The organism is Rhodoplanes azumiensis (assembly GCF_042682915.1).
GTDB lineage: Bacteria > Pseudomonadota > Alphaproteobacteria > Rhizobiales > Xanthobacteraceae > Rhodoplanes > Rhodoplanes azumiensis.
The window spans coordinates 83,130-95,148 of record NZ_JBHUIW010000013.1 but is presented as its reverse complement, the minus strand read 5'-3'; the positions used below and the strand labels follow the sequence as shown (position 1 = coordinate 95,148).

Below are 12,019 nucleotides of genomic sequence, written 5' to 3'. Positions count from 1 at the left end.
GTGCGACGGCACCCGTCGCCCTCGCCGTCACCGGGCTGTCGATCCGGTTCGGGGGACTCACCGCCGTCGAGGACATGACGTTCGAGGTGCGGGAAGGCGAGGTCTTGTCGCTGATCGGGCCGAACGGCGCCGGCAAGACCTCGGCCTTCAACGCCATCACGGGCTACATCACCCCGTCGAGCGGCACCATCACGTATCGGGGCACGCCGCTCGCCGGCCTCAAGTCCGACCGGATCGCCGGCCACGGCGTCGTCCGCACCTTCCAGAAGACCTCGGTGTTCAACGGCCTGCCGGTGCTCGACAACGTGCTGATCGGCCTGCACCGGCGGGCGAGGCAGCACCCGCTCGCCATCATGCTGGGACTTCCGGGCGTGCGGCGCGACGAGGCGCGGCTGCGCGATCTCGCCTGGGAGATTCTCGATCTGGTCGCGCTGCGGCCACGGGCGAACGAGGTCGCGGCGGCGCTGTCCTACGGCGAGCTGCGGCTCCTCGAGGTCGCGATCGCGCTCGCCGCGGAGCCGACCCTGCTGCTGCTCGACGAGCCGGTGTCCGGCATGAACCCGGCCGAGACCGGCGCCTTCATGTCGCTCATCGCCCGCATTCGCGCGAGCGGGATCACGATCCTGCTGGTCGAGCACGACATGAAGATGGTGATGGGCGTGTCGGACCGCGTCGTCTGCCTGAACCAAGGCAAGATCATCGCCGATGGACCGCCGGCCGCGATCCAGCAGGATCCGCAGGTGATCCGCGCCTATCTCGGGGAAAGGTACGTCCGTGCTCGTGGTTGAGGGCCTGGTCTGCCGCTACGGCAAGGTGGAGGCGGTGCGAGACCTCTCCATGCGGGTCGCGCGCGGCGAGCTCGTCACGCTGATCGGCGCCAACGGCGCCGGCAAGACGACGAGCCTCAAGGCGATCTCCGGATTGCTCACGCCGGCCGCCGGCAAGATCACGTTCGACGGCGAGGACATCACGCGCGCCTCGGCGCGCCGCGTGCTGGAGCTCGGCATCGCGCACTGCCCGGAGGGGCGGCGGGTCTTCCCCTTCATGACGGTCCGCGAGAACCTGGAGATGGGCTGCTTCCTGCGGCGCGACGCGGCGGCGATCGCCGACGACATGGACCGGCTGTTCGCCCGCTTCCCGATCCTCGCCGAGCGGCGCGACCAGACGGCCGGCACGCTCTCGGGCGGCGAGCAGCAGATGCTGGCGATCTCTCGCGCTCTGATGTCGCGGCCGAAGCTCGTCCTGTTCGACGAGCCCTCGCTCGGCCTCGCGCCCAATCTGGTCGAGCGCACCTTCGAGATCATCGAGGGCATCCGGCGCGACGGCGTCACGGTCGTGATGGTCGAGCAGAACGCCTTCGCGGCGCTGGAGCTGTCCGATCGGTCCTATGTGCTCGAGCAGGGCCGGGTGACGCTCACCGGCACGGGCCGCGAGCTCCTGGAGAACCCGCACGTGCGCGCCGCCTATCTGGGGGCCTGATGGCCGGCGGTGGCACCGGGCCTAGATTCCGGCGACGCTCAACAGCAGTGCCATGGCCCACATCACGATCGACACGATCGCGGTGCGGCGCGCGAAGGACAGATAGGTCTCCCGCATCACCATGGCGCTCACCGTCTGGGCATAGGCCGGTGGAGGCCGGTGCTCCTTCGGCAGGTAGAGCCACATCTCCATCCGCCGATGGTCCTTGGTCCGGGCCTCGACGGCCTTCAGCCACAGCACTCCGACCATCACCAGCGTGAGGAATCCGCCGGCCTTGAAGGCGGCGCGCGGCTCGAACGACAGCCCGACCATCACGCAGAAGATCGCGAGCGAGCCGAACAGGCAGGCGCGCATCACGATCTCGAACGCGACTCGCCGCAGAACCTCCATGCCGCCTCCCGCTTCCGGCCGCATCGCACGGCGGTGCCGGCTGTCGCGACCGTGACCAGCAGGAGGGTACCGGCTGTTTCTGACGGCCTCAACGCGCTCACGAGGGGTTGAACGGCGCTCGCCCCCGCCGTCACGGTCGCCGCGCTAACCCGGTCAGAGACCGAACTGCAGGAAGGTGCCGACCGCCGGCAACGTGAGGAGCGCGGTCGCGGCCAGCCAGATGAACAGCGACGCGGTGGTCGAGTCGTCCTTGCTGGTGATCCGCTCGTAGAGCGCCGCCGGTATGCCGCCGAGAATCACGGTCGCGGTCGAGAGCATCAGCGAGGCGAAGTAGAAGATCGCCGCCTGGCTGCCGAACAGCGGCTCGGCCATCAGCGCCGTCGAGAACACGTAGGCGACCGGCTTGAGCGGGCTGAACAGGCCGTTGACCATGCCGAAGAAGGCGATGCCGACGAAGTAGAACGTGCGGTCCATGCTGCGGCCTCAACCAGCCTGCGTGGGCGAGAAGGCGAGATAGGCGTAGAGCAGCCCGACGCGCAGCCAGAACAGCCACACGACGCTGAACAACCAGATGATCACGGGCGCGGCCGCCTTCGGGGTGACGAGCGCGACCACGGCGACCACCGGGTCGGTGACACGGCAGAAGAAGCGCCAGATGTAATTCGTCGAGTCGGTGCCGACGACGAGCCCCAGGACGGCGCGGCCGAGCAGCGTGTACATCAGCGCCGCCAGGATGAAGTTCGGCACGAACAGCAGCCAGGAGCCGAGCGATGCCGCAGTGGTCATGAAAGGACGTCCTTTCGAAATGCAGGTCGGGCCGGATGACGAGAGCCCGGTCGATTGGTTCGCTGTCGATCCGGGGCGCGGGCCGAAGGCGCGCGAACCCGGAATCCGGCGGCGATCTCCGTCGTTCCGGCTGGATTCCGGCTTCGCGGCTTCGCTGCGCCCGGGAATGACCACCGAGCAGCCCCGCCACCCGGGGTTCCATTGCACCGCGACACGCCCGACCGCAAGCCACAAAAAAGCGGGGTTCCGGAGAACCCCGCCGTGATCCCGAGGAGACGTCCCGGCGGGGGCTGCCCCGCCGGGAGCTTAGGGTCAGGTCTTCTCCTGCAGCACCGTGCGGCCGCGCGGCTTGCGGATCTCGTCGATCAGCGACTGCATCTCGGCCGACGGCGCCTTGGTCACCAGGCTGACCAGGATGATGGTCAGGAAGCCGAGCGGCATGCCGAGCAGGCCGGCGGCGATGTTGGTGAGGTTGAACCAGCCGACCTTGTTGGCGAGCGGATGCGCCAGCGTCGGCCACACCTCCATGGCGTTCGGCAGCGTCATCGCCTTGGCGATGTCGACCAGCGGCGCCCCGGTGACCGGGTTGAGGTTCGACGTCATGCCGAAATACGCCACGCCGTAGCCCGGGAAGTAGCGGGTCACGAGCAGGTAGAACAGGCAGAGGCCGAAGCCCGCGATGATGCCGGCAATGGCGCCCGCCGTGGTCGTCCGCTTCCACCACACGCCCATGATCAGCGCCGGGAAGTTGCCCGCCATGGCCAGCGAGAACGCCCAGCCCACCATCGCGAGGATGTCGGCCGGCTTGGTCGAGGCGAGGTAGGCCGCGAACACCGCGACGATCAGCAGCAGGACGCGCGCCACGACGAGCCGACGGGCGGTCGGCGCGTTCGGGTCGAGCATCTTGTAGTAGACGTCGTGGCTGAGCGCGTTGGCGATGGCGAGCAGCAGGCCGTCGGCGGTGGAGAGCGCCGCGGCGAGGCCGCCGGCCGCCACCAGGCCGGAGATCACGTAGGGCAGGCCCGCGATCTCCGGGGTGGAGAGCACGATCACGTCGGTGTTGATGACGAAGTCCTGCAGCCGGACGACGCCCGGATGCCCGGCCACCGCCTTGCACGCCGCCAGCACGGTGTCGATGTTGGTGGCGTTCTTGCCGCAGATCTGGATCAGGCCGAGCTCGCCCCAGTTGAACAGCCAGGGACGGATCGCGTTCAGATCACGCCCGATGATCTCGGTGTAGACCTCGAGCTTGGAGAAGGCCGCGTAGGCCGGCGCCGAGAAGTAGAGGAGGAAGATGAACAGCAGCGACCAGCCGACCGACAGGCGCGCCTGACGGACGCTCGGCGTGGTGAAGTAGCGCATCAGGATGTGCGGCAGCGACGCCGTGCCGATCATCATGCAGAAGATGATGGCGAAGAAGTTCAGCGGCGTGTAGCTGGTGAACGGCTGGATATGCGGCTTCAGGGCGGCGGCGGTGGCGAGGCCCGTCTGCAGCATCTGCTGCTCGCGCGCCGTGATGTCCATGATCGCGTTGCCGTAGGTGAGCTGCGGAATCGGGATCCCGAACTTCTGGTACGACAGGATGACGATCGGGGTCAGGTAGGCGACGATCAGGACGATGTACTGGGCGACCTGCGTCCAGGTGACGGCGCGCATGCCGCCGAGCAGCGAGCACACGAGAATGCCGAACAGGCCGGCGAACACGGCGATCTCGAACTGCATGCCGAGGAAGCGCGAGGCGATCAGGCCGGTGCCGTAGATCTGCGCCGTCACGTAGGTGAAGGAGCAGCAAACCAGCACGATCACGGCGAGCATCCGGGCGAAGTTGCCGCCGTAGCGGAACGCCATGAAGTCCGGCACCGTGTAGGCGCCGAACTTGCGCAGATACGGGCCGATCAGGATCGCCACCAGCACGTAGCCGCCGGTCCAGCCGAGCACCCAGGCCAGCCCGTCGTAGCCGAGCAGGAACAGGGTGCCGGCCATGCCGACGAAGGAGGCCGCCGACATCCAGTCGGCGCCCGTCGCCATACCGTTGTAGAGCGCCGGCACGCTGCGGCCGGCGACGTAGTACTCCGAGACCTGGGCGGTCCGCGACATGATGCCGATGATCGCATAGACGGCGATCGTGAAGAACACGAACAGGTAGCCGAGGATCTTGTTCGGCACGCCGACCTGCTCGAGGAGCGCCAGCGCCATCACGAACAGGAAGAAGCCGCCCGTGTAGAACCCGTAGATCTTCCCCAGGTTCTTGATGAAGTCCGAAGAGCCGGAAGCCTGTGTCGCCATGTCTGGTCCTCGCTCACTCGTCCTCGGCGACGCCGTGGTCGCGGTCGATCTTGTCCTGCTGCCATGCGAAGAGGAACAGCATGACGACGAAGACGATCAGGGATCCCTGTGCGGCCATGTAGAAGCCGAGCGGGAAGTTGAGCACCGGGATCGTGATCTTGTTGAGCGGGATCACGAACATGTGGATCACGTAGCCGAAGAAGAACCACACCGCGAGGTGGCCGAACATCAGCCGGGTGGTCTTCCTCCAGTGGTCGCGATCGTTCTCGGGCGTACTGACGGGTTCGACGGACATGAGCGTGCAACCTCCTGCGACGCCGCCGGAGGGCAGCGTTCGGGTCGATGTTGAAAATAAGGGCCGGCGTTGATCGCGACGGCGTTCGTCCCTTGTCCTCCCGGACTTGGCGCCGGGTTCGGGATAGTAAAAATGCTAACATCGGTTGTCGCAACGACCATTAGACTTTCGTCGATCGCGACGTGATCAGTTCGTTGATGTTGCGGTGCAATATCGAAGTCCGTGCGCGGCCTCTTCCGGTCGGGCGCGCGACCGCGGTAAGGTTCTGCGACAACCGGGACTCGCAATGGCTCTGTTCAAGCTCCCCCAGCGCAAGCCGCCCGTCCGCGACGCGGCGGCACTCGCCGATTTCATCGACACGCAGGCGGCTTTTCTGGTCCAGAAAGGCATCTTCGAGTATGCGCGCGCCCGCGCCGGACACTACGCGAAGGTGATGTTCCACGAGGCCGACTTCAAAGCCGCCGTCGAGGCGGCGCGCTGGCGCGCCTATCCGCTCGGGCTCGCCATGGTGGTCGAGATGGTGGAGGGCGAGCTGCGGCCTCATGCCGCGGGAGATCTCGCGGCGTTCCACGCGGCCCTCACCGCGACGGCGCTCGCCGTGTTCGATCGCTATCCCGCGCCGGCACCGCTCGCGCCCGACGCCTGGGCGGCGGCGCGCGACGACATCGCCCATGTCGTCGCGCGTTGCGCCATGCATCCGGTCAAGCGCGTCATCGACGTGCCGGAGCCCTACGCGCAGCCCTATTTCGCGCTGATGCCGATTCACAAGAAGCTGCGCGGCCAGGACTTCGACACGACCCGCAACTATCTTCGGGTCGCGCTGTGCAACATTCACGACGAGCTCGCCGAGCGGCTCGACGCCGCCGCCGTCACGGCGGCGCTCTCGCGCGGCGGCTGAGCGCGAGGCGCGCCGGAGCGGCGGCGCGCGGGGAGATGCGCGGGGAGACACGGGGGGAAGCACCTGGACCATGATGGCGGCCGCCGACAATGCCACGCCCCTGATGGTGCTCGAGGCGATCGCGATCGACACCGAGACGACCGGCCTCGATCCGCGCAAGGCCTGGGCCGTCGAGCTCGCCGCGGTGCGTATCTCGTCCGGCAAGGTGGTGCCGGACCCGGTGTTCCGTCGGCTGGTGCGCCCGCCGGAGCCGATCCCGCGGGCCGCCGCGGCGATCCACGGGATCGACGACACCATGGTGTCGGCTGCCCCGCCCTTCGTCGCGGCGTGGCCGGACTTCGCCGCCTTCATGGGGCGGGGCGCCGTGGTGATCGGGCATGCGATCGGCTTCGATCTCGCGGTCCTGCGCCGCGAATGCGAGCGCGCCGGTCTGCCGTGGACGCGCCCGCGCACGCTCGACACACTGCTCCTCGCCGAGGTGGCGCAGCCCGACCTCGCCGAGTACTCGCTCGACAGCCTCGCCGCTTGGCTCGGCATCACGATCGAGGGCCGCCACAGCGGGCTCGGCGACGCGCGTGCCTGTGCCGAGCTGTTCCTCGCTTTGGTGCCACGGCTGCGCCAGCGCGGCATCCGCACGCTGGCCGAGGCCGAGCAGGCCTGCCGCACCCTCACCGAGGTGCTCGATCAGCATCATCGCGCCGGCTGGGTCGAGCCGGTGTCGCCGCCGCTGCGCTCCGATCGCGAGGCGGTGTTCGCCCGCATCGATTCCTACCCGTATCGCCACACGGTCGGCGAGATCATGCAGGCGCCGCCGCGCATGACCGCGGCCGACGCACCGCTGCGCGAGGCGCTCGCCACCCTGGTGGGCGAGCGCATCTCGTCGTTGTTCGTCCACCCGCCCGGAGCCGATCCGAGCAAGCTCCGGCCGGATCAGCTCGGGATCGTCACCGAGCGCGACATTCTCCGAGCGCTCGCGAATCGCGGGCCGGACGCGCTCGCCCGACCGGTCGCCGAGGTGATGGCGACGCCGCTCGCCGCCGTGCCGGCCGACGCCTTCGTGTATCGCGCCATCGGCCGCATGGGCCGGCTCGGCGTCCGCCATCTCGGCGCCGTCGACGAGGCCGGCGTGGTGGTCGGCGCCGTGTCGGCCCGCGACCTCCTGCGGCTGCGCGCCGGCGAGGCCGTGACGCTCGGCGACGCCATCGATCAGGCCGAGGACGTCGAGGGCCTCGCCGCCGCCTGGGCGACGCTGCCGCGGGTCGCTGCGGCCCTGATGGCCGAGAAGGTCTCGGCCCGCAACATCGCCGCCGTGATCTCGCGCGAGCTCGGCGCTCTCACCCGCCAGGCCACCGTGCTGGCCGAGGCGCGCATGCGCGAGGCCGGGCAGGGCGGGCCGCCCTGCGCCTATGCGGTCGCCGTGCTCGGCTCGGCCGGGCGGGGCGAGAGCCTGCTCGCCATGGACCAGGACAACGCGCTGTTCTTCGAGACCGGCACGCCCGACGGCCCGGAGGACCGCTGGTTCGCCGCGCTCGGCACCCATCTCGCCTCGATCCTCAACGACGTCGGCCTGCCGTTCTGCAAGGGCGGCGTGATGGGCAAGACGCCGGAGTGGCGCGGCTCGGTCGCCACTTGGCGCGAGCGCATCGCCGCCTGGGTGCGCCGCTCGCGCCCGCAGGATCTCCTGTCGGTCGACATCTTCTTCGATCTGCGGCCCGTACACGGCGACGCTGCGATCGCCAACGATCTGCGCGCCGCCGCCTTCGACGCCGCCAAGGGCGAGATCGCCTTCGCCAAGCTCCTGGCCGAATCCGCCGGCGCGGTCGAGCTGGGGCTCGGCTTCTTCGGGGGGTTCCGCACCCAGGGCGGGCGGCTCGACCTCAAGCGCACCGGTACGTTCCCGATCGTCACGGCGGCTCGCGCGCTTGCCATCCGGCACCATGTGGTCGAGCGCTCGACGCCCGAGCGTCTCGCCGCGATGGGGAGCCGCGGGGTCGGCGGCCAGCACGACCTGCAGGGCCTGGTCGATGCCTACGGGACGTTCCTCCACCTCGTTCTCGGCCAGCAGCTCGACGACCTCGAGCACGGGGTTCCGGCCGGCAACAGCGTCGTCATCAAGCGGCTCGCCGCGCGCGACCGCGAGCGCCTGCGCCTCGGCCTCGAGCAGGTCGCCCAGATCGACTGGCTGACCCGGGATCTCCTGATCGGCCGGTGAGGGGCCGCCCGCGGCCGCTTGCCAGCGTCCGTGTCCTGACTTACGCCAAGGACAAGGATCGATGAGGCGGCCCGGCCGGCCCGCCGTTCGACACGCGAGGCTGCCCGATGCCGCGGAAACCGGCCGTGCCCCCCACCGGCGAGAGCGCCGCGGCTAAGCCCGCCTGCATTCCGCCGGCGAGCGTCGCGCTGCGCGTCGCCTTCGGCAATGGCGGCCGCCTCGATCCGGAGGACATCGCACTGCTGGAGACGATCCGGCGCGAGCGCTCGATCCTCGGCGCCAGCCGGGCGTCCGGCACGTCCTACCGCAAATGCTGGCTGATGGTGGACGCCCTCAACCACACCTTCGAGACCGCCGTGGTCGAGACCTTCCCGGGCCGGCGCGGCGGTGGGGCGGCGCTCACCGTGTTCGGCGAGCGGCTGATCGCGCTCTATCGCTCGCTGGAGCGGCAGGCCCGCAAAAGCGGCGCCGCGGCGCTGGCCGAGCTCACCGCGGCCCTCGATCCGGATTACGAACCACGGGCCAGCGGCGGGGCGTCGGCAGATCCGCCGGACGAACAGCCTCGCTCCCGATCGCGACCGACTTGATCATCGCCCACGCCAAAAGGCCGGGCTCGAGCGCCAGCCGCTCGACCGACTCCCAAGTCACGAGGGCATCGAGCCGGGTCGCGCCGAGGTCGAAGGTGACGCGCGCATAGGGCGCGGCGAGCCGCTCCACCGCGACGATCGTGCCGGGCAGACGGTTGGTGATCGACACGTCCATGGGGCGGGTGAGCGCGACGGCGACGTCGCGCGCGTCGATCGTCACCCGCACGCCGGTGTCGACCGGCGCCGCCACCATCGGCACCCGCAGCTCGCCGTCGCCGACGTAGAGCGTCGACATGCCCCACTGCGGGTCGTGCCGCAGCACCCGCGCGTCGAGCGTGGTGGAGAAGGCGACCGGTGGGGCGGCCGTGGTGGCGGGCTGGTCCGACATGCCCGCCACCATGCCAGAAACACGCCGGTGGGGGGAGACGGACGTGGGGGTGGACGCTGAAGGCGCGGCCGCAACGGGGCTCTCTCGCAAGGCCGGGCCGCGGAAACCGGGGCCTCGAGCCCTCCTCCCCCGCCCGCGAAGCGAGCCTCGTGGTGGGCCGCGAGGCCTGCGCGGTGATCCGGGCCTGCGACGCGATGATCGGCCTCCGATGACGGGGCGGTCGGCGCGTCGCTGCGCGGCTGCGACCGCGCATTCGCTTCACGGGCGCGCGCGGCCCTGACGCCGCGCCACCTTCGGCCGCCGGACCCAGAACCACGCCGACACGGCGACCGGGAGGCCGAGGCCGAGCCAGGAGACCACGTCGAGGAGGCCGTCGCCGACCAGCGCCGCGATCAAGCCAGCCGTGCTCGCCACCGCGACGGCGATCGGCCAGGCCCACAGGCGGGCGAGCGAGTCGCGCCGGCCCGCCGGTCGGCATGCGGCCACGGGGCGGCGGAGCGGGGCGGTCATTCGGCGGGCTGCGTCGAGGTCGCGGCCGGCATCGTCTCGGGCGGCGCGACGCGGCGCGCGCCGACCCGGGAGCGGCGGCGCGCCACCCAGAGCCGGAGGCCGCTCGCCAGCACCACGATCGTGATCACGTCGAGCATGGCCCACAGAATCTTCAGCGGCATGCCGCCGTAGTCGCCGAAATGCAGCGGTTGCGAGACGAGCAGGACCGTCAGATACCACGGCAGCTCGCGGGTCGCCGTGACGGTCGCGGTCTCGCCGTCGACCAGCACGGGCGTCATCAGCCGCGAGGTGAGCGGCGTCTCGCCGCGCATGAACACGACGAAGTGGTGCTGGTCGGTGTAGTAGGGCGCCTTGGGGAAGGCCATGAAGAACGTGGTCTTGCCGGGCGTCACGGCGCGCGCCGCGTCGACGGCCGCCTGCACGGAGCCGTGCTGCGCCAGCGGCGGCTTGCCCGCGTAGGGCCGCACCATCTCGGCGAGCTCGGTCTTCTGCCACAGGCCGATCATCAGCTCGGCGAGGGTGTTGATCGTGCCGGTGAGGCCGACCACCAGGGCCCACACGACCGTGACGACGCCGAGCAGATTGTGGACGTCGAGCCAGCGCGCCCGCGACGACGTCGCCCGCACGGTGCCGAAGTCGAGGCGGCGCATGAACGGCGCGTAGAGCACGACGCCGGAGACGATCGCCACGGCGAACAGGAGCCCCATCGCGCCGAGGAAGAGCTTGCCCGGAAGCCCTGCGAACATGTCGACATGGAGCTGCAGCATCACGTGCATGAAGCCGCCCGGCGCCGGCTGGCCGAGCACCTGCGCGGTGCGGCCGTCGAGCGTCACCAGACGATTCTCCTCGACGGGTGACGTGTAGGTCGGCGAGACCACGACATGGACCAGCGCCGCCTCGTCGCGGTCCCACACGACGTAGTGCGGCACGTATCCGGGATAGCGCGCGACCCCGGCGGCGACGATGCGGTCGAGATCGGCCATCGGCGTGCCGGCCGGCAGCGCCGCCGGCTCGGCGGTCTCGCCGGTGAGGTGCTCGATCTCGTGGTGGAAGATCAGCGGCAGCCCGGTGATGCACAGCATCAGCAGGAACACGGTCGAGATCAGGCTCGTCCAGGTGTGGACGCGCGACCAGATCTTCACGGCCTGCGGCGTCATCGCGCGGACCCGGGGGAGTCGGGGGTGATCTCCGTCATGGTCCGCCCGTAGCACGGACGCTCGAAGCAGAACAATCGCCGGCGGCGCGCGAGCGCTCAGTTCGAAGCGATTCCAAGGTTGGAATCGCTTCAGATCAGATCATGTGCGCGGTGCCGCCGGGCTCAGCACGCGGCGGCGAGCTGCTCGCGCAGATGCGGGTACTTCTCGGTGAGCAGCGAGCCCGTGTAGTAGGTCGGCTGGAACGCAGGCAGCGCCCGGATCGCGTCGAGCCAGGCGCCGACCGCCGGTCGCTTCGCCCACAGATGCGCGAGGCGGATGTCGTCCATCCGCACGATCACGGGCATCACCGAGATGTCGGCGAGCGTCGGTGCGGCGCCTTGCAGGAACGGGCCACCGCTCGCGGCGATCGCGTCGGCCATGCGCGCGACGGTCTGCTCGAGCTTCTTCAACGAGAGATCCATGTCGGCCTGCGGGAAGCCGGTGCGCCCCATCGACAGCAGGAACTCGCGGCGCAGCGGCTTCGAATCCGCCATCGCCCGGAACGCCTCCTCGCTCATCGCCTGGAAGTGCGGCAGGAAGGCGAGGTTGTAGCTCGGCACCCGGATCGCCGGCGCCGGCACCTCGTCGACGAAGCGCATCAGCGACCGCATTCTCGCGCGCGCCACCGGATCCTCCGGAACGAAGCGCGGCGTGACCGGAAACACCTCCTCGACATATTCCATGATCACGGACGAATCGACGATCACGGCGCCGTCGTGGACGAGCGTCGGGACGACCCCGTTGGGGTTGAGCGCGAGGTAGTCCGGCTTCAACTGATCGCCGGCGAACAGGTCGAGCCGGCGCTCGTCGAAGGCGAGACCTTTCGCGTTCAGCACGAAGCGCACCCGCTGGCTGCAGGTCGATTGCGGCGCGTTGTAGAGGGTCACGGCCATCGGCATTCTCTCCCGCGAATTTTCTTGTGGGGCGGGAGGCTCGCAGGGGAGCCGGGACGCGTCAAAGATTCCGGCGTTTTGTATGACCGGTCATTCCGC

14 protein-coding genes are annotated in these 12,019 nt (G+C 69.8%); 5 read left to right on the top strand and 9 right to left on the bottom strand.

All coding sequences use genetic code 11. The annotated features are described in order from the left end of the window. The first annotated feature begins 35 nt into the window (after nucleotides 1-35). Complete coding sequence (locus ACFSOX_RS12660) at nucleotides 36-788, top strand: ABC transporter ATP-binding protein (protein ID WP_378478220.1); 753 nt, start codon at nucleotides 36-38, stop codon at nucleotides 786-788. Further along, nucleotides 775-1,479 carry an ABC transporter ATP-binding protein gene (locus tag ACFSOX_RS12655; RefSeq protein ID WP_378478177.1) on the top strand — a complete coding sequence of 235 codons (705 nt, stop codon included), beginning with the start codon at nucleotides 775-777 and terminating at the stop codon, nucleotides 1,477-1,479. Before ACFSOX_RS12660 ends, ACFSOX_RS12655 begins: the two co-directional genes overlap by 14 nt. Nucleotides 1,480-1,500: 21 nt before the next feature. Here ACFSOX_RS12655 and ACFSOX_RS12650 read toward each other — a convergent pair whose 3' ends face one another. From ACFSOX_RS12650 to ACFSOX_RS12630, 5 genes are all read right to left on the bottom strand, one after another. Next, nucleotides 1,501-1,869 carry a hypothetical protein gene (locus tag ACFSOX_RS12650; RefSeq protein WP_378478176.1) on the bottom strand — a complete coding sequence of 123 codons (369 nt, stop codon included), beginning with the start codon at nucleotides 1,867-1,869 and terminating at the stop codon, nucleotides 1,501-1,503. A 153-nt stretch (nucleotides 1,870-2,022) separates the two neighbouring features. Next, the gene (locus ACFSOX_RS12645) at nucleotides 2,023-2,343 is read right to left on the bottom strand and encodes a hypothetical protein (protein ID WP_378478175.1); all 321 of its coding nucleotides are present in this window, start codon (nucleotides 2,341-2,343) and stop codon (nucleotides 2,023-2,025) included. A gap of 9 nt (nucleotides 2,344-2,352) precedes the next feature. After that, nucleotides 2,353-2,655: a hypothetical protein gene (locus tag ACFSOX_RS12640; RefSeq protein ID WP_378478174.1), complete on the bottom strand. Its 303-nt coding sequence runs from the start codon at nucleotides 2,653-2,655 to the stop codon at nucleotides 2,353-2,355. A 312-nt stretch (nucleotides 2,656-2,967) separates the two neighbouring features. Further along, the gene (locus ACFSOX_RS12635) at nucleotides 2,968-4,941 is read right to left on the bottom strand and encodes a sodium:solute symporter family protein (protein ID WP_378478173.1); all 1,974 of its coding nucleotides are present in this window, start codon (nucleotides 4,939-4,941) and stop codon (nucleotides 2,968-2,970) included. 13 nt (nucleotides 4,942-4,954) lie between these two features. After that, the gene (locus ACFSOX_RS12630; protein WP_378478172.1) at nucleotides 4,955-5,236 is read right to left on the bottom strand and encodes a DUF4212 domain-containing protein; all 282 of its coding nucleotides are present in this window, start codon (nucleotides 5,234-5,236) and stop codon (nucleotides 4,955-4,957) included. A 286-nt stretch (nucleotides 5,237-5,522) separates the two neighbouring features. Between ACFSOX_RS12630 and ACFSOX_RS12625 the strand changes: the two genes are divergently transcribed. The 3 genes from ACFSOX_RS12625 (at nucleotide 5,523) to ACFSOX_RS12615 (ending at nucleotide 8,933) form a co-directional block, all read left to right on the top strand. Then, nucleotides 5,523-6,134, top strand: a complete 612-nt coding sequence (locus tag ACFSOX_RS12625; protein WP_378478171.1) for a hypothetical protein — start codon at nucleotides 5,523-5,525, stop codon at nucleotides 6,132-6,134. Between the two features lie 70 nt (nucleotides 6,135-6,204). Beyond that, the gene (locus ACFSOX_RS12620; RefSeq protein ID WP_378478170.1) at nucleotides 6,205-8,346 is read left to right on the top strand and encodes a DUF294 nucleotidyltransferase-like domain-containing protein; all 2,142 of its coding nucleotides are present in this window, start codon (nucleotides 6,205-6,207) and stop codon (nucleotides 8,344-8,346) included. A 125-nt stretch (nucleotides 8,347-8,471) separates the two neighbouring features. Beyond that, nucleotides 8,472-8,933: a winged helix-turn-helix domain-containing protein gene (locus ACFSOX_RS12615; RefSeq protein WP_378478169.1), complete on the top strand. Its 462-nt coding sequence runs from the start codon at nucleotides 8,472-8,474 to the stop codon at nucleotides 8,931-8,933. Here the strand turns inward: ACFSOX_RS12615 and ACFSOX_RS12610 are convergent. The 4 genes from ACFSOX_RS12610 to ACFSOX_RS12595 all read right to left on the bottom strand — a co-directional run bounded on the left by ACFSOX_RS12610 (nucleotide 8,833) and on the right by ACFSOX_RS12595 (nucleotide 11,920). Beyond that, the gene (locus tag ACFSOX_RS12610) at nucleotides 8,833-9,321 is read right to left on the bottom strand and encodes a TOBE domain-containing protein (RefSeq protein ID WP_378478168.1); all 489 of its coding nucleotides are present in this window, start codon (nucleotides 9,319-9,321) and stop codon (nucleotides 8,833-8,835) included. The two genes, ACFSOX_RS12615 and ACFSOX_RS12610, sit on opposite strands and share 101 nt — an antisense overlap. Nucleotides 9,322-9,579: 258 nt before the next feature. Then, the gene (locus ACFSOX_RS12605) at nucleotides 9,580-9,831 is read right to left on the bottom strand and encodes a hypothetical protein (RefSeq protein ID WP_378478167.1); all 252 of its coding nucleotides are present in this window, start codon (nucleotides 9,829-9,831) and stop codon (nucleotides 9,580-9,582) included. Then, nucleotides 9,828-10,988 carry a PepSY-associated TM helix domain-containing protein gene (locus ACFSOX_RS12600; protein ID WP_378478166.1) on the bottom strand — a complete coding sequence of 387 codons (1,161 nt, stop codon included), beginning with the start codon at nucleotides 10,986-10,988 and terminating at the stop codon, nucleotides 9,828-9,830. The genes ACFSOX_RS12605 and ACFSOX_RS12600 overlap by 4 nt, the downstream gene beginning before the upstream one ends. Nucleotides 10,989-11,149: 161 nt before the next feature. Further along, a complete protein-coding gene (locus tag ACFSOX_RS12595; protein ID WP_378478165.1) occupies nucleotides 11,150-11,920 on the bottom strand; it encodes a glutathione S-transferase family protein in 771 nt (256 codons plus the stop codon). Nucleotides 11,921-12,019: the final 99 nt, after the last annotated feature.